General features: G+C 71.6%; 12 protein-coding genes. 11 read left to right on the forward strand and 1 reads right to left on the reverse strand.

All coding sequences use genetic code 11. The features are described 5' to 3' along the window. Nucleotides 1-258: 258 nt before the first annotated feature. Nucleotides 259-2,889 carry a pyruvate, phosphate dikinase gene (gene ppdK, locus ACFQQJ_RS01570; protein ID WP_377103374.1) on the reverse strand — a complete coding sequence of 877 codons (2,631 nt, stop codon included), beginning with the start codon at nucleotides 2,887-2,889 and terminating at the stop codon, nucleotides 259-261. Between the two features lie 220 nt (nucleotides 2,890-3,109). Between ppdK and ACFQQJ_RS01575 the strand changes: the two genes are divergently transcribed. The 11 genes from ACFQQJ_RS01575 to ACFQQJ_RS01625 all read left to right on the forward strand — a co-directional run bounded on the left by ACFQQJ_RS01575 (nucleotide 3,110) and on the right by ACFQQJ_RS01625 (nucleotide 17,124). Continuing rightward, a complete protein-coding gene (locus ACFQQJ_RS01575) occupies nucleotides 3,110-3,961 on the forward strand; it encodes an SMP-30/gluconolactonase/LRE family protein (RefSeq protein ID WP_377103376.1) in 852 nt (283 codons plus the stop codon). Between the two features lie 312 nt (nucleotides 3,962-4,273). After that, entirely contained in the window at nucleotides 4,274-5,869 is a 1,596-nt protein-coding gene (locus tag ACFQQJ_RS01580) for a metallophosphoesterase (protein ID WP_377103377.1), read from the forward strand. A gap of 10 nt (nucleotides 5,870-5,879) precedes the next feature. Continuing rightward, nucleotides 5,880-6,740 (forward strand): hypothetical protein, encoded by an 861-nt coding sequence (locus ACFQQJ_RS01585; RefSeq protein WP_377103379.1) that lies wholly within the window; start codon nucleotides 5,880-5,882, stop codon nucleotides 6,738-6,740. A 151-nt stretch (nucleotides 6,741-6,891) separates the two neighbouring features. After that, nucleotides 6,892-8,529 (forward strand): metallophosphoesterase, encoded by a 1,638-nt coding sequence (locus ACFQQJ_RS01590; protein ID WP_377103381.1) that lies wholly within the window; start codon nucleotides 6,892-6,894, stop codon nucleotides 8,527-8,529. Nucleotides 8,530-8,572: 43 nt separating this feature from the next. Continuing rightward, entirely contained in the window at nucleotides 8,573-9,886 is a 1,314-nt protein-coding gene (locus ACFQQJ_RS01595) for a hypothetical protein (protein WP_377103383.1), read from the forward strand. Between the two features lie 10 nt (nucleotides 9,887-9,896). Next, nucleotides 9,897-11,594, forward strand: a complete 1,698-nt coding sequence (locus tag ACFQQJ_RS01600) for a polysaccharide biosynthesis tyrosine autokinase (protein ID WP_377103385.1) — start codon at nucleotides 9,897-9,899, stop codon at nucleotides 11,592-11,594. Nucleotides 11,595-11,639: 45 nt separating this feature from the next. After that, on the forward strand, nucleotides 11,640-12,266 hold the full coding sequence (locus ACFQQJ_RS01605) for a hypothetical protein (protein ID WP_377103387.1): 627 nt from the start codon (nucleotides 11,640-11,642) through the stop codon (nucleotides 12,264-12,266). Next, nucleotides 12,259-13,461: a Coenzyme F420 hydrogenase/dehydrogenase, beta subunit C-terminal domain gene (locus tag ACFQQJ_RS01610; RefSeq protein ID WP_377103389.1), complete on the forward strand. Its 1,203-nt coding sequence runs from the start codon at nucleotides 12,259-12,261 to the stop codon at nucleotides 13,459-13,461. Before ACFQQJ_RS01605 ends, ACFQQJ_RS01610 begins: the two co-directional genes overlap by 8 nt. Beyond that, nucleotides 13,458-14,987: a lipopolysaccharide biosynthesis protein gene (locus ACFQQJ_RS01615; RefSeq protein WP_377103391.1), complete on the forward strand. Its 1,530-nt coding sequence runs from the start codon at nucleotides 13,458-13,460 to the stop codon at nucleotides 14,985-14,987. Before ACFQQJ_RS01610 ends, ACFQQJ_RS01615 begins: the two co-directional genes overlap by 4 nt. Beyond that, nucleotides 14,984-16,045: a glycosyl transferase gene (locus tag ACFQQJ_RS01620; protein ID WP_377103393.1), complete on the forward strand. Its 1,062-nt coding sequence runs from the start codon at nucleotides 14,984-14,986 to the stop codon at nucleotides 16,043-16,045. The genes ACFQQJ_RS01615 and ACFQQJ_RS01620 overlap by 4 nt, the downstream gene beginning before the upstream one ends. After that, nucleotides 16,042-17,124, forward strand: coding sequence for a polysaccharide pyruvyl transferase family protein (locus ACFQQJ_RS01625; RefSeq protein WP_377103395.1), 1,083 nt, complete (start codon nucleotides 16,042-16,044; stop codon nucleotides 17,122-17,124). Before ACFQQJ_RS01620 ends, ACFQQJ_RS01625 begins: the two co-directional genes overlap by 4 nt. Nucleotides 17,125-17,136 lie beyond the last annotated feature (12 nt).

A 17,136-nucleotide genomic window follows, 5' to 3' on the forward strand; every position in this document is an offset into this window, starting at 1 on the left:
GCACAAGACGGTCGCTGACCCCCAGCGACCCGGCGTGCGAACGCCTGACTGTGCGATGCATCGCGAATCCCCCCCAAACATCGACCCCCCCGGTCGACGCGCGCATCTGCGTACTCCCATCCTCCCACCGATGCCGTCCCCGCTCAATGTCGCCTCCGGGCGGCAGTTTTCCCACTACCGGGTAACGCGGCGGAAACGACGGTGCGCCGCCCCCGGGGGGGGCGGCGCACCGTGCAGGACAGGCTGTGCAGCGAGAGGCTACTTGGCCTTGAGCGCGGCCTGCGCGGCGGCCAGGCGCGCGATCGGCACCCGGAACGGCGAGCAGGACACGTAGTTGAGGCCCACCTGCTGGCAGAACTCGATGGACGACGGGTCGCCACCGTGCTCGCCACAGATGCCCAGCTTGATGTCGGGGCGGGTGGACTTGCCCAGGTCGACGGCGGTCTTCACGAGCTTGCCGACGCCGTTCTGGTCGAGGCGGGCGAACGGGTCGCTCTCGTAGATCTTCGTCTGGTAGTAGGCGTCCAGGAACTTGCCCGCGTCGTCACGGCTGAACCCGAACGTCATCTGGGTCAGGTCGTTGGTGCCGAAGGAGAAGAACTGGGCCTCGGTCGCGATCTCGTCCGCGGTGATGGCCGCGCGCGGGATCTCGATCATGGTGCCGACCAGGTAGTCCAGCTCCACGCCGGCCTCGGCGATGATCGCGTTGGCGGTGTCGGTGACGATCTTCTTGACGAACGCCAGCTCCTTCACCTCGCCCACCAGCGGGATCATGATCTCCGGAACGACCTTCCACTCCGGGTGGCGCTTCTGGACGTTGATCGCTGCCTCGATGATCGCCCGGGTCTGCATGGCGCCGATCTCGGGGTAGGTCACGTCGAGGCGGCAGCCACGGTGGCCCATCATCGGGTTGAACTCGTGCAGGGAGGCGATGATCTCCTTGAGCTCCGCCACCTCGAGCTTCATCTCGGCGGCCAGCGCGTTGATGTCGTCCTCGTCGGTGGGCAGGAACTCGTGCAGCGGCGGGTCGAGGAGGCGGACGGTGACCGGCAGGCCCTCCATCGCCTCGTAGATGCCCTCGAAGTCGCCGCGCTGCATCGGCAGCAGCTTGGCCAGGGCGGCCTCGCGCTGCTCGACGGTCTTGGAGACGATCATCTCGCGGATGGCCGCGATCCGGTCGGCCTCGAAGAACATGTGCTCGGTGCGGCACAGCCCGATGCCCTCTGCCCCGAACTCGCGCGCCTGGCGGGCGTCGGCCGGGGTGTCGGCGTTGGTGCGGACCTTCATCGTGCGGAACTCGTCGGCCCACTCGATGACGCGGCCGAAGTAGCCGCCGACCTCCGCCGGGACGGTGTCGATCTCCTCGCCGTACACGTTGCCGGTGGAGCCGTCGAGGGAGACCCAGTCGTTCTCGGTGAAGGTCTTGCCGCCCAGGCTGAAGCTCTTGCCGTCCGCGGCGAAGGACACCTCGCCGAGGCCGGAGACGCAGCAGGTGCCCATGCCGCGCGCCACGACGGCGGCGTGGGAGGTCATGCCACCGCGGGCGGTCAGGATGCCCTTGGCGTAGTGCATGCCCTCGATGTCCTCGGGCGTGGTCTCGAGGCGGACCAGGATGACCGGCTCGCCGGCCTTGCCGCGCGCGGCGGCGTCCTCGGCGGTGAAGGAGACCTTGCCGGTCGCCGCGCCCGGGGAGGCCGGGAGGCCCTTGCCGATCGGCTGGGCCGCGGCGAGCTTGGCGGCGTCGAACTGCGGGTGCAGCAGGGCATCGATCTGCTTGGGGTCGATCATGGAGACGGCCTTCTCCTTGGTGATCTTGCCCTCGTCCACCAGGTCGCAGGCGATCTTGAAGGCCGCCGCGGCGGTGCGCTTGCCGTTGCGGGTCTGGAGCATGAAGAGCTTGCCCTCTTCGATGGTGAACTCCATGTCCTGCATGTCGGCGTAGTGGTTCTCGAGCTTGCTGACGATCTCGACGAACTGGTCGTAGACGGCCGGGTTCTCGGTCTTCAGCTGGTCGATGGTCTCCGGGGTGCGGATGCCGGCGACGACGTCCTCACCCTGGGCGTTCATCAGGAACTCGCCGTACAGGCCCGGGTCGCCGGTGGCCGGGTTGCGGGAGAACGCCACGCCGGTGCCGGAGGTGTCGCCCATGTTGCCGAACACCATCGACTGGACGTTGACCGCGGTGCCCCAGTCGCCGGGGATGTCGTTCATGCGGCGGTAGTAGACCGCGCGCGGGTTGTCCCACGAGCGGAAGACCGCCTTGATGGCGCCGAACAGCTGCTCGACCGGGTCGGACGGGAAGTCGGAGCCGATCTTCGCCTTGTACTGGGCCTTGAACTCTGCGGCGAGCTCCTTGAGGTCCTCGGCGGTGAGCTCGACGTCCTGCTTGACCCCGCGGGCCTCCTTCATCTCGTCGATGAGCTCCTCGAAGTACGACTTGCCCACCTCCATGACGACGTCGGAGTACATCTGGATGAAGCGACGGTAGGAGTCGTAGGCGAACCGCGGGTTGTTGGTCTTCTCTGCGAAGGCCTCCACGACGGTGTCGTTCATGCCGAGGTTGAGGATCGTGTCCATCATGCCGGGCATCGACGCCCGGGAGCCGGAGCGGACGGAGACGAGCAGCGGGTTGGCCGGGTCGCCAAACTTCTTGCCGGTGATCTCCTCGAGCTTGGTGATGTAGGTCATCACCTCTGCCTTGATGGCGTCGTTGATGACCTCGCCGTCGAGGTAGTACTGGGTGCAGGCCTCTGTGGTGATGGTGAAGCCCTGCGGGACCGGCATGCCGAGGCCGGTCATCTCCGCCAGGTTGGCACCCTTGCCACCCAGCAGGTTGCGCATCGAGGCGTCACCCTCGCTGAACTCATACACGAACTTGTGGTCAGTCATCTGACGTTGGGTCTCCTTCAACAGCTCCCGAATGGGCCGGTGCGAGGGCCGATGCACAACGTCGGCGTCGACTCCCGCGGCGTCGGCGGAGCAAGGTCCGACACCCCGGCGCATACGGTCCAACCGTATCGGTTCCCGGAGGCAGGTTCATCCGCGGACCTGCCCCGACCAAGGGGTGGAACGTTGACAGCCCGGCCCTGCCAACCGAACGATGGGGGCCATGCGTGCGGAGCGGGTCACGGGGCGGGTCAGCTTCCACGGCGAGGGCCCGGTCTGGTGGGAGCGACGCAGGTACCTGCGGTTCGTCGACATGTTCGCCGGTGAGGTGCTGACCCTGGACGGCGACACCGTCGTCCGCACCCCGGTGGGCTCGCGCGTCGCCGCGGCCATCCGCCCGCGGCTGGGGGGCGGGGCGATCGTCGCCAGGGAGCACGACCTCGCGATCAGCAACCTCGACGACCTCTCCGACCTGGCCGGCTTCGCCACGGTGGACGCCGACCCCGGCGTCCGCTGCAACGACGGGGGGTGCGACCCCGACGGCGGGTTCTGGATCGGCACGCTCGGCTACGGGTTCCCCGCGGGGGCGGGCACGCTGTACAGCCTGGACGCGGGCTCGCTGCGGGTGCGGCCGCAGGTCGCAGGGCTCACCATCAGCAACGGCCTGGGCTGGAGCCCGGACGCCGCCACGATGTACCTCAACGACTCCGGGACGTCGACGACCTGGGCGTTCGACTACGACCCGCTGGAGGGCCCGTCGGGCCGCAGGGAGTTCGCCACCGGGGGACCCGGCGTCCCCGACGGGCTGTGCGTGGACGCCGACGGCGGCGTCTGGGTGGCCCGCTACGCCGGGCACGTCGTCCAGCGCCACGACCCGGACGGGACGGTGTCGGCCGTGATCGAGGTCCCCTGCTCGCGGCCGACCGCCTGCTGCTTCGGCGGCGACGACCTCGGCACGCTGTTCATCACGACCACGCGGGAGGGCCTGGCCGAGGACGCGGAGCCGGAGGCCGGTTCGGTGTTCGCCGTGCGGCCCGGGGTGACGGGCCTGCCCACGGCGGGTTTCGCCGGCTGAGGTCCACCGCCGTACCGGGAGCGATACGAAATCGCCCACCACGAGTGGTATGAATTCTGAGAGCCCCCGCGACACCAGCCCGCATGGCGCCGCGTTCACCCTGCGCCCGGCAAAACCCGCTGACTAGGCCAGTCTTCCGATGGTCCGCCCCACGGACGGCCGCTGCGCCCGCTCCGGGGGCGGCGAACCGGCCGTCTCGTCCCGGGCCCAAGCTGAGAAACCGCTGATATTCTCTTGGTCGGACCGTGACCCCCCTCACCGGCCCGCACGACCCCCTGGTTCGTCACCCCCACCGAAGTTCAGGAGTTCACCATGCGTTCCTCCGTCCGCCGGGCCCTCGGCCTTCTCGCCGGCGCCACCGCAGCAGTGGGCGGCCTCGTGGCCGTCACCCCCACGAGTGCTGCGGCCACCGATTTCTGCTCGACCACCACCGTCCCCGTCTACCGGACGATCAATCCGACCCGCGGCGGCAACGACCTCCTCACCCGCTGGCAGGGCGAGTCGACCGGGTCGGCGAAATACGGCTTCACCGACAACAGGGGCGTCTTCGGCGGCGCCTCGCCGGTCGCCGGAAGCGGGCTCACCCCGGTCACCCGCCTGTACAACGCCAAGAACGCCGACTTCGTGTGGCTGACCACCCCGGCGCAGATCACCGCGGCCAAGTCGGTCGGCTACCAGGTCGTGTCGGTCGACTTCTACGCCCCGACAGCGTCCAGCCGCTGCACCGTCGCCGTCCACCGCTTCAAGATGGGCGTCCACCGGCGCAACGCCTGGGACGCCACCGAGCGCGCCAACCTGATCGCCCAGGGCTGGACGGACTCCGGCGTGAGCTTCTACCTGCGCAAGCCGGGAACCACCGTGGCCGCCGCTGCCCCCGCCCCCACGGCGAGCGCGACGGCCACCACCGCCACCGCCTCCCCCACCGCGACCGCCTCCCAGAGCAGCGGCAGCAACTCGGTGGCCTCCACCGGCGACACGTTCGGGTTGGCGGTGATTCCGGACACCCAGGCCGAGACGAACAACACCGCGAACACCCCGTTCCTGAACCGGGTCAACTGGATGGTGGCCAACAAGGACACCTACAAGCTGCGCTACGTCCTGCACACCGGCGACATGACCAACTGGGGCTGGCTCGACACCGGCCAGCTCACCCGCGCCAAGGCCGCCATGGACGTCCTCACCAAGGCCGGGCTCCCCTGGGCCGCCACCATCGGCAACCACGACACCCGCGCCGTCGGCTGGAACGGCGTCGCCGGCTCCACCGGCTACGGCGGCTCCGCCTACGCCATGAACCCCGAATGCCCCACCCGCCTCGGCGACGCCGCATGCAAGTCCTGGCTGCTCGTGCGCGACACCGACGAGTTCAACAAGACCTTCCCCCTCACCGGCATGGGCAACGTCGGCGGCGCCTACACCGCCGGCAAGGACGACAACTACTGGACCACCTTCACCGCCAACAACACCAAGTGGCTCGTCCTCACCCTCGAACTGTGGCCCCGCACCGAGGTCGTCACCTGGGCCAAGAACGTCGTCGCCACCCACCCCGACCACAACGTCATCATCCAGACCCACCACTACCTCAACGGCGACGCCTCCATCTCCACCTCCAACGGCGGCTACGGCAACAACAGCCCCAAGTACCTCTACGACAACCTCATCTCCAAGTACCCCAACATCAAGCTCGTCTTCTCCGGCCACACCGGCGGCTTCGCCAGCCGCTCCGACAAGCCCAACGGCAACACCGTCGTCTCCTACCTCGGCAACGACCTCGGCGGACCCACCTACAACCCCGTCCGCATCCTCACCATCAACACCACCACCGGCACCATCACCAGCACCGTCCACGACCCCATCCACAACAAGACCGCCGGCACCCCCACCACCCACACCATCACCATCATCCGCTAGGTTCGTCGACGTGCGGCGGCGCCTGATCGTGGCCAGCAGGCCACTCCACGGGCTCGGCAACCGGGTACGCCTGGTGCTGAGCGGTCAGGTGCTCGCCCTCGCCGAGGATCGCGAGTTCGCCTACTACTGGCCGGTGGGCCGGGGCTTCGGCGCCCGGCTCACCGACCTGTGGGAGTACCGGGCGTCCCTGCCGGCAGCGGTGGACGTCGCCCTCCGCGCCGTGGCACCGTTCCGGGACCCCGCCACACTCCTGGCCGACCCGGCGGCGAAGGACCTCCCGATCTGGCACCTGCGCAGCGGCAGCGCCCTGCCGCTGCCGCCGGGGGTGGGCCCCTGGTACGAGTCGTTCGCCGACCTCCCCCTGCGGCCGGCCCTCGCGGACGCGGTCCGCTCGCTGCACGCCCGCGAGTTCGGCTCCGCGCCGTACGTCGGGGTGATGGTGCGGGCCCACCAGAACGCGCACGACCTCACCAAGCTGCACTCGCCGCTGTCGTGGTACGTCGGACGCATGCGTGAACTCGTGGCCGAGCACGGCGACCTGCGCTTCTACCTCTCCTGCGACACCGCCGAGGCCGAGGGCGAGTTGCGCCGGTTGTTCCCGGGCTCGGTGAGCCTGCCGAAGACGGGTGGCTACAACACCCGGCAGGCGATCGTCGAGGCGGTCACGGACACCTACCTGCTGGCCTCCTCCAGCCACATCCTCGGGCCGCACCACTCCAGCTTTCCCGAGCTGGCACACCTGCTCACCCTGCGCCAGGTGCCGCTCGAGACGTCTGTCGGCGAGTCCTACGCCGAGGTGCGCCCTCAGCTTGCTCTCAGCATCGCGACCGACCCGGTCACCCCTCGCCACCGCACGCCGGTGGGGGTCTGAGCGTGCCCGGGGGCGACCGTCCGCGGCGGTGTCACCCGTCCGGGGAATTGCCATCATGGTCGTTGAACGTTCACAATATTCTCAGCTTTTGGGGGGAAGCTCGCCCGGACGACCGTCCAGGCGCCTGCAGAACGCGAGCCAGGAGCCACCCATGAGCCGTGTTTCCCCCCACAGCCCCCGAGGCGTCGCCGCGCGGCGATCACGCCTGGTGCGCTCGCTGGTCTCCGTTGCGGGTGTGCTGCTGCTGACGCTGGGCCTCGTGCCGTCGGTCGCGTCCGCCGCCACCCCGAGGACCCTCACCCTGACGGCCGGCACCTCCGCCTGGTCGACGCTGACCGGCAAGCGGACCAGCTCGGTCGCCTCCCTCGACGTCACCGTGCCCGCCACCCTGCCGGTCAGCACCGGCATCCAGTTCCGGGGCTCGCACTCCTCCGGCTACCGCGCGAAGCTCACCATCTCCGCCGAGGGCGCCGTGACCGCAGCCGTGGCCCGCGTCCGCTCCGGCAGCGAGACCTCGCTCGCGACCGCCGACCTCGGCCTGACCGTCGCCGCCGGCGAGACCGTCCACTTCCAGAGCGCCGTGGTGGCGAAGTCGACCGTCAAGGTCTACCTGCGCGCGTGGAAGGACGGCGCAGCGAAGCCGGCGTCCTGGCAGCTCGTGGCCAAGGACTCCTCCAGCAAGCGGTTCAAGAGCTCCGGCCGCACCTACCTGTGGGCGCAGTCCCCCACCGCCCAGACCCTCAGCTACGGGACGGTCACGGTCTCCTCCTACACCGCGGCGAAGGCCGCGGCCGTCGGCGTCACCGCCGTCGCCGCGGCGACCTCGACCCCCACCCCGCCGGCGTCCGCGGAGGACACGTTCGGGTTGGCGGTGATTCCGGACACCCAGGCCGAGACGAACAACACCGCGAACACCCCGTTCCTGAACCGGGTCAACTGGATGGTGGCCAACAAGGACACCTACAAGCTGCGCTACGTCCTGCACACCGGCGACATGACCAACTGGGGCTGGCTCGACACCGGCCAGCTCACCCGCGCCAAGGCCGCCATGGACGTCCTCACCAAGGCCGGGCTCCCCTGGGCCGCCACCATCGGCAACCACGACACCCGCGCCGTCGGCTGGAACGGCGTCGCCGGCTCCACCGGCTACGGCGGCTCCGCCTACGCCATGAACCCCGAATGCCCCACCCGCCTCGGCGACGCCGCATGCAAGTCCTGGCTGCTCGTGCGCGACACCGACGAGTTCAACAAGACCTTCCCCCTCACCGGCATGGGCAACGTCGGCGGCGCCTACACCGCCGGCAAGGACGACAACTACTGGACCACCTTCACCGCCAACAACACCAAGTGGCTCGTCCTCACCCTCGAACTGTGGCCCCGCACCGAGGTCGTCACCTGGGCCAAGAACGTCGTCGCCACCCACCCCGACCACAACGTCATCATCCAGACCCACCACTACCTCAACGGCGACGCCTCCATCTCCACCTCCAACGGCGGCTACGGCAACAACAGCCCCAAGTACCTCTACGACAACCTCATCTCCAAGTACCCCAACATCAAGCTCGTCTTCTCCGGCCACACCGGCGGCTTCGCCAGCCGCTCCGACAAGCCCAACGGCAACACCGTCGTCTCCTACCTCGGCAACGACCTCGGCGGACCCACCTACAACCCCGTCCGCATCCTCACCATCAACACCACCACCGGCACCATCACCAGCACCGTCCACGACCCCATCCACAACAAGACCGCCGGCACCCCCACCACCCACACCATCACCATCATCGGCTGAGCCGTCCGGCCGGCGCCCGCACCCGTCCGACTAGGATCCCTGCATGACGGCCGGCCAGCTCCAGCAGGTGCTCCTGCTGCTCGCGGTCGGGCTGGCCGGCCTGGTCGGGCTCGCGGTCTTCGTCCCACGGCCGCGATGGACGCTGGCGCTGTTCGGCATCGGCATCGCCGCCGTGCCGATCTGGGTGGGCGGCAACGTGCTGCCCTACGTCACCCCGCACATCGCCCTCGGCGCGCTCTGCGTCGTCTCGCTGGCGCTGGCGCCCGCGGGCGCGCACTCGCCGCGCGTGGGGCTGCTCTCGCGGATCCGGGCCTTCGACGTCGTCCTGCTCGTGCTGTTCGCCCTGGCCGTCGGCAGCTGGCTGCTCCGGGTGGTCAGCTTCGGGCAGGTGTACCTGGTCGCCACCTGGGGCCTGATGTACCTCGCCGGGCGCCTGGCCGGCATCAAGGTCGGGCTGCGCGCGACCGCCACGATGCTCGCGGTCATCTTCACGGTGGTCGCCGTCCTCGCCGTGGCCGAGTTCGCGACGGGCCGCAACCTGTGGCTCGAGTTCACCGGCAACGGCACCAGCGCCTTCGCCGTGTGGGGGCCGCAGCAGTACCGCGGCAGCTACGTCCGGGCGGAGGGCGCTTTCGGCCACTCCATCGCCCTCGGCGCGAGCCTCGCCATCGCCATGGTGCTCACCTTCGCCAGCCGCCTGCGCACCGGCGCGAAGCTGGCCGCGGTCGGCGTGATGGCCGTGGCCCTCGTCCTCACCTTCAGCCGGATCGGCCTCATCACCGCGGCGATCGGGATCGCCCTCGTCATCCTGCGCTCGCCCTCGATGTCGCTGCGGCTGCGGGCGATCCTGCTCGGCCTGGCGGGCGTGGCGGTGCCGGTGGTGCTCCTGGTGGCCTCCGACGCGTTCGCGGAGGACAGCGGCGGCTACACCGACTCGGCGCTGTACCGGCTGTGGCTGTGGGACGTGATCCCCGAACTCAAGCCCGTGGGCCAGTCCGACCTGGTCGTGCAGACGACGGACGGCACGTCCACCGTCGGCAGCTTCGGCTCGATCGACAGCGCCGTGATCCTGCACGCGGTGTCGAACGGCTGGGTGCCCGCCCTGATCCTGTGCGTGGCCTTCGCCATCGCCGCGCTGCGCCTGCTCCTGCGCGGCGGGGACGAGGCACTGGCCACCGTCGTCGCCCTCATCCCGGCGTTCTTCACCGTCGCGCTGATCACGCAGTACGCGCACCTGGTGTGGTTCGTCGTCGGCCTCGCTGTGTCGGGTCTCGGCGTCGCCCCGACGGCCGGTGCGAAAGCAACCCCCGGTCTCGCCGCGCGCGAGCGTCCCGTGAGCCTTGCGGGGGTGGGTTAACTTGGTTGCCATGTCGCGCTTGTCGTTCAGGACCCTGCTGCGCATCTGGCCCTGGGCGCTCGGCGGCGGGCTGATGGGAGCAGTGGTGGCCTACGGGCTGTCCCAGCTCGTCACCCCGCTGTACCAGTCGACGTCCGTGCTCTACTACGCACTGAGCTTCGGCAACACCGCCAGCGACCTGTCCCAGGGCTCCAGCTACACCGAGAGCCAGATGCTGTCGTTCGGCGAGCTGGTGACCTCCCAGCTCGTCCTCGACCGGGTGATCGAACGCGAGTCGCTGCCGCTGACCAGCCACGAGCTGGCCAACCAGGTCTCCGTCGCCACGCCCCGCGGCACCATGATCATGCAGATCACCGTCTCGTCCGCGAGCCCGGAACTCGCCGCGCGCATCGCCAACGCGATCGCCGACGAGCAGCGCCAGGCGGTCGAGTCCATCGCACCGCGCAAGGAGTCCGGTGACTCGACCGTCACCGTCCGGCTGATCGAGGAGGGGGTCCCTGCGGCCTACGCCTACACCCCGAACACCCGGCTGAACATGCTGCTCGGCGGCTTCGTCGGGCTCATCCTGGTCGGCGGGATCGTCCTGCTGGTCCGCCTGCTCGACCAGCGCATCAAGTCCTCGGAGGACCTGAATCGGGTCACCCAGCGGCCGTTCCTCGGCGCGATCCGTGACATCGAGCAGGGCGAGGGCCAGGCGATGGTCATGCTGCAGGACCCGACCAGCCTCGTGGCGGAGGACTTCCGGCAACTCCAGGCCAACCTGCGCTACGCCACGATGTCGAAGCAGCCGGTGGTGCTCGTCGTGTCGTCCGCGGTGTCGGGCGAGGGCAAGTCCACCATCGCGATCAACCTGGCCACCGTCCTGGCGGAGAGCGGGCAGAAGGTGCTCCTGATCGACGCCGACCTGCGGCGTCCCCGCGTCGCGGAGTACGCGCAGGTGGAGGGCTCGGTCGGGCTGACCGACGTGCTCGTCGGCCAGCAGACCCTCGCCGACGCCGTCCAGCCGCTGGGCGATTCCGGCGTCACGGTGCTCACCTCCGGCCCGATGCCGCCCAACCCGGGCGAGCTGCTCGGGTCGGCGGCCATGTCCGGCCTGCTCGCGCGGGCCTCGAGGGAGTACCCCACCGTGGTCGTCGACACCGCGCCGGTGCTCGCGGTGGCTGACGCGGCCATGATCACCCACAAGGCCGACGGCCTCGTGCTCGTCACCCGCAACCGCAAGACGACCACGACCTCGCTGGAGAAGTGCGTCGCCCAGCTCGACAGCGCAGGCGTGAACATCTTCGGCCTCGTGCTGAACGGTGCCCGCCGCGGCCGGGACAAGAACCTCAAGTACTACGAGTACACGCCCTCGCGGCAGCCGGGCAACCGACCGCACGCGACGCGGCCCGCCGCAGCGACGACCACGGAGGTCGCCGACGCCGTGCACGCCCCGTCCGACGAGCCCACCCAGGTCTCGCTGTTCCCCGACGGCGCGGACGACCTCGCAGCGTCCGACGACCTGTCGCTGGACGACGGCGCCGACCTGGCGGTGGACGAGTGGGACGGCGCGGGCGAGCCGGGAGCGGACGACCCCATGGCCGAGGCGGACGAGTCCGCGGTAGGGTCGGACGAGCCGTCGGGTGAGGACGGGGCCGCGCAGGACACGGGGGAACGGCGGCCACGGTCCCGGCGGACCCAGGTGCTGAGCAAGGCGAGCGAGGGATAGCCGCCCGGCACCACCGCATGACCGGCACGTGAGGGGGGCACAGCCATGTGGGGGACGGCAGGAGGGATCTTCCTCGTGTGCACGGCCAACATCTGCCGCTCGGTGTACGGGTCGGCGATCCTCGCCGACGCGCTCTCCGGCACGTCGATCACGGTCGGCAGCGCAGGCGTCGAGACGGTCGAGGGCCAGGAGACCTGCCCGGTCGTGCGCGGGCTGGTCTCCGTCGAGGGCCTGCCCCAGCCGCCGCAACTCACCACCGGCTCACGGGAACTCGTCGTGGAGGAGCTCGCCGAGGCCGCCCTGATCCTCACGTTCACCGTCCGCCAGCGCGGGCTCGTCGCGCGGCTGGACCCGTCCACCCGGGACCGCCTGTTCACCCTCCGCGAGGCCAGCACCCTGGCCGCGGCGATCCGGGGACGCCGGCTCGACCCCGGCGGCCTGCCCGCCTGGGCCCACGCCCTGCACTCCAACCGTCCCATCCTCTCGACGCTGGCCCCGCCGCCCCCGCCTCCGCGGCGGTGGTGGCAGTTCCGGCGCCCGCCGGAGGCCCCTGAGCCCTGGGACCTCCCCGATGCCCACTCCGCACCGGAGGAGCTGCACGCCGCCCGGCTGGGCGAGGTGGCCGAGCTCTGCCGTCGCCTCGGCGTGATCCTGGCGGGTGCGCATGGGTGAATCCACGCTGGCCGGCCAGGCCGGGGCGGTGGTGCGCGACGGCCTGTGCAGCGGGTGCGGGGCGTGCGTGCTGCTCGGCCCGGGCCTCGAGATGGCGCTCGACGGGGGGTACAGCCGTCCCCGTCCGGTGGAGGGCACCTCCCCCACGCCGGCCAGTCCCGTCTTCGACCGCGTCTGTCCCGGCCGGACGGTGGTCGCACAGCGCCCGGAGGGCAGCCGGCCGCACGCGACGATGGGCCCGGTGGTGGCGGCGGCCCAGGGCTGGGCCACCGACGCGGAGTTCCGGTTCCGGGGCAGCAGCGGCGGCGTCCTCTCCGCGCTCACGGCCTGGCTCCTCGACTCCGGGCGGGCGAGCACCGTGGTGGGAGCCGCTGCCTCCCCCACCGCCCCGACGCGCACGGTCACCGTCCGGCTGACCGGGCGGGCGGACGCCCTCGCCGCGGCCGGGTCGCGCTACGCGCCGGTCTCCAACGCCGCGGCGGCCGTCCTGGGCACGCCGGACGCGGCGTTCGTCGGCAAGCCGTGCGAGGTGGCCGCCGTGCGGGCGCTGGCGCGCGCCCGCGGCGAGGCCGCCCCGCTCCTGCTGTCCTTCTTCTGCGCGGGCACGCCGAGCCAGGACGCCACCGACGCCCTCGTGGCCGAGCTCTCCGGACCCACCCCGCCGACAGCGCTGTGGTACCGCGGCCGGGGCTGGCCCGGCCGGTTCACCGTGGTCGGCGAGGACGGGAGCCGGGCCAGCGTCACCTACGACGAATCGTGGGGACGCGTGCTGGGCCCGGCGGCACAGTGGCGGTGCAAGCTCTGCGTGGATGGTGTCGGCGACTCCGCCGACCTCGTCGCCGCCGACTTCTGGCACACCGACGAGCGGGGCTACCCGTCCTTCGCGGAAGGGGACGGCGTGAGCGCCGTCCTCGCCCGCACCACCCGGGGTGCCGAGATCCTGGCCGCGGCGGTCGAGGCCGGCGTGCTCGAGACCGCGCCGCTCGAGGTGGACGACCTGGCCGCCGTCCAGCCGTTCCAGGTGCGGCGGCGCACGACGCTGTGGGGACGGCTGGCCGGCGTCCGGCTCGCGGGCCGGGCGGTGCCCCGCTACCGCGGCTTCGGCCTGTGGCGGCACGTGCTGCGGGCACCGCGGACGCAGCTGCGCACCGCGTCCGGCAGCTACTCCCGCGCCCGTGCCGGGGGCGGCCGGTGAGCGGGGACGAGCGCGGCCCGGCCGGCGGCGACGCCTCCGCCGCCACCGCGGGAGAGGGGCAGCACCTGGGACGCCGGGCCGTGGGCGGCGCTGCGGTCACGATGGCAGCGCAGGCGGGCAAGATCGCCATCCAGCTGCTCGCCGTGATCACCCTCGCCCGGCTGCTGACCCCCCACGACTACGGGCTGGTGGCGATGGTCACGGCCCTCATCGGCGTGGCCGACACGTTCCGCGACTTCGGGCTGTCGTCCGCGGCCATTCAGGCCCCGCACCTTTCCCGGGGGCAGCAGCACAACCTGTTCTGGCTGAACACCGGGCTCGGTGCGCTGCTGACGGTGCTGGCGATGGCGGCGTCCCCGCTCATCGCCGCGTTCTACGGGCGGCCGGAGCTCGTCCCGATCACCCTCGCGCTGGCCGCGTCCTTCCTGATCAACGGGATGGCCACCCAGTACCGGGCCGACCTGTACCGCCGGATGCTGTTCCGGCGGCTGGCCGTGGCCGACACCAGCGGGCCGTTGCTCGGGCTGGTCGCAGCCGTCGTCGCCGCGCTGGCCGGCTGGGGGTTCTGGGCGCTGGTCGTCCAGCAGCTGGTGGCACTGGCCACCACGCTGCTGGTGATGGCCGGGGCCGCCGGGTGGGTACCGCACCTGTGGCACCGGTCGGAGCGCGTGCGTCCCTTCCTGAGCTTCGGCTGGCGGCTGGCCGGCTCGCAGCTGGTCACCTACCTCGGCAACAACATCGACACGATCATGCTGGGCCTGCGCGTCAGCGCCGCGGAGCTGGGCGTCTACAACCGCTCCTACCAGCTCATCTCCGCCCCGATGTCGCAGGTGCGCGGCCCGCTGAGCACCGTGGCGATCCCGGTGCTCTCCCGCGTGCAGTCCGACGACGAGCGCTTCCAGCGCTACGTCGCGCAGGGCCAGATGGTGATCGGCTACTCGGTGGTGGCCGGCCTGGCCGTCGTCGCCGGGTCCACGGGACCCCTGGTCGACCTGCTGCTGGGACCGCAGTGGGTCGACGCCACCGACATCCTCCGGCTCCTGGCCGTGGCGGCCGGGCTGCAGATGCTGTCGTTCGTCGGGTACTGGGTGTACGTGTCCAAGGGCCTCGTGGGGCACCTGCTGCACTACTCGTTCCTCAGCACCGGCATCCGGGTGGCGTTCGTGGTCACCGGCTCCTTCTTCGGGGTGATGGGTGTGGCGTGGGCGATGGCCCTCTCGCCGCTGATCGCCTGGCCGCTGTCGTTCTGGTGGCTGTCGCGCCGCGCGAACATCCCCGTCCGTGCCCTGTGGCTGGGCGGCCTCCGCGTGGTGGTGTTCGCCGGAACGGTCGGCCTCGCCGCTGCGGCGACGGAGGCGCTCACGGCCGGCCTGCACGTCGTGGCGCGCCTGGCGCTGATCCTGCTCGCCGCCGCCGCGACCTACGCCCTGCTCAGCCTGATCCCGCGGTTCCGCCGCGACCTCACCGGGGTCGTCACGATGATCCGCCAGAACCTGCGCCGCCGGAAGGACGAACCCGCATCGTGAGTACCGAGCCCCTGCCCCCTGCGGCCGACGGCACCCCGCGGGTGTCCGTGATGGAGTCGACGCCGGCGATCCGGCCGACGACCAACCCCTACATCGTCCAGCTCGTCGAGGCCCTGCGCGCCCGTCCCGGGCTCGAGGTGCACCTGTTCTCGTTCCGCCGGGCGATCCTCGGCCGCTACGACGTCTTCCACGTGCACTGGCCCGAGGCCCTGCTCACCGCCACCTCCGGGCCGCGGCGGTGGCGCCGACGCGTGCTCACCCTCGCGATGCTCCTGCGGCTGCGGATCACCCGGACGCCGCTGGTGCGCACCTGGCACAACCTCGAGCGCCCGCAGGGGCTGGGCAGGGTGGACGGCTTCCTGCTCGACCTGGCCGACCGCTGGACGACGCTGCGGATCGCCCTGAACCCGGTGTCCACCTTCACCGACGACAAGCCGTCGGTCGTGATCCCGCACGGGCACTACCGCGACTGGTACGGACGCCAGCGGGCCGAGGCCCGCGTTCCGGGCCGGGTGGCCTACGTCGGGCTCATCCGGCGGTACAAGGGCGTGGAGAACCTGGTCACGGCCTTCCGCGCCCTGGACCGCCCGAGCCTGACCCTCCGGGTGTCCGGGCGCCCGTCCACCGACGACCTGGCCCGGTCGCTGGAGGACCTGGCCGGCGACGACCCGCGGATCGGGTTCGACTTCAGCTTCCTCGACGACGCGGCGTTCGTCCGCGAGCTCACCTCGGCCACCCTCGTCGTCCTGCCCTACCACCACATGCACAATTCGGGGGTCGCGCTGGCCGCCCTGTCGGTCGACCGTCCGGCGCTGGTGCCCGACACCGCCTTCAACCGGCTTCTTGCCGAGGAGGTCGGACCGGGCTGGTTGTACTTCTTCACCGGCGAGCTGACCACCGCAGCCCTGGAGGAGGCGCTGGCCGCCGTCGAGGCGTCCCCGCCGTCGGGACGCCCGAACCTCGACCGGCGCGACTGGCCCGCCGCGGGGGCCGACCACGAGGCGGCGTTCCGCCGGGCCCTCGCCCTGGCCGGACGCGTCCGGGGCGGTACCCGGTGAGCGCCGCTCCCCCGCGCCGCGGCGTGGTGCTGTGGGCGCGCGGCGGCACGGCCAACCTCGGCGTGGCGGTGCTGGCCGAGGGCACCCGGCGAATGGCCGAGGACGCCTGGCCGGGGATCGAGCTCGACACCCAGTACTACAGCGACGGCCCGGCTCCGCGCACCATCGCGTCGCCGCGACTCCTGCTGCGTGACGCCGTGCTCGGCCGGGTCGGCCTGCGGACGTGGCTGCGCGGCTACGACGTCGCCCTCGACACCCGGATGGGCGACTCCTTCGCCGACATCTACGGCCTCAAGCGCCTGCGCGCGCTGGTCGCGATGGGCGAGTTCACGCGGCGGGCGGGCGTCCCGCTGGTGCTCACGCCGCAGACGGTCGGCCCGTTCGAGACGCGGGAGGGCCGGCTCCTCGGCGCGTGGTCGCTGAAGCGGGCGGACGTCGTGCTCTGCCGCGACCCGGTGTCGGCCCAGGTGGCCGCGGAGCTCGGGTGCCCGGACCCCGTGGTCACCACCGACGTGGTGTTCGCCCTCGACGTTCCCGAACCCGCGGGCACCGCGGACGTCATGCTGAACGTGTCCGGCCTGCTGTGGACGTCCGACCGGCACGGCCCCGCGCGGGAGTACCGGCGCACCGTGACCGGCCTCGTGGACGCCCTGCGGGCCGCGGGGCGCGAGGTGACGCTGCTCGCGCACGTGCTCGACTCCCCCGAGGCCGACAACGACGTCCCGGTGGTGCGCGAGCTGGGCCACCAGTGGGGGCTCCCGGTGGCCGTGCCGTCCGGGCTGGCCGAGGTGCGCGCCCTGCTGCGCGGGGCGAACCTGCTGATCGGCTCGCGGATGCACGCCTGCCTGAACAGCATCTCCGTCGGCACCCCGGGAATCGCGCTCGCGTACTCCCGCAAGTTCGCCCCGCTCCTGGGCGAGCTGGGGTGGGACGCGGTGGTGGACCTCCGCGACCCGGACGCCGGCCCCCGCGCGGCCGAGCTGGCTGCCACCGACCTCACGGCCAGCGTGGAGGCGACGCGACGCCGCGCGGCCGACCTGCTCGGTCGCGCCCGGACGGCGCTGCGGGCGCTGGCCTGAGGCCGCGACGCC

Origin of the sequence: Propionicimonas sp. T2.31MG-18, from assembly GCF_964266745.1 — a bacterium.
Lineage (GTDB): Bacteria > Actinomycetota > Actinomycetes > Propionibacteriales > Propionibacteriaceae > Propionicimonas.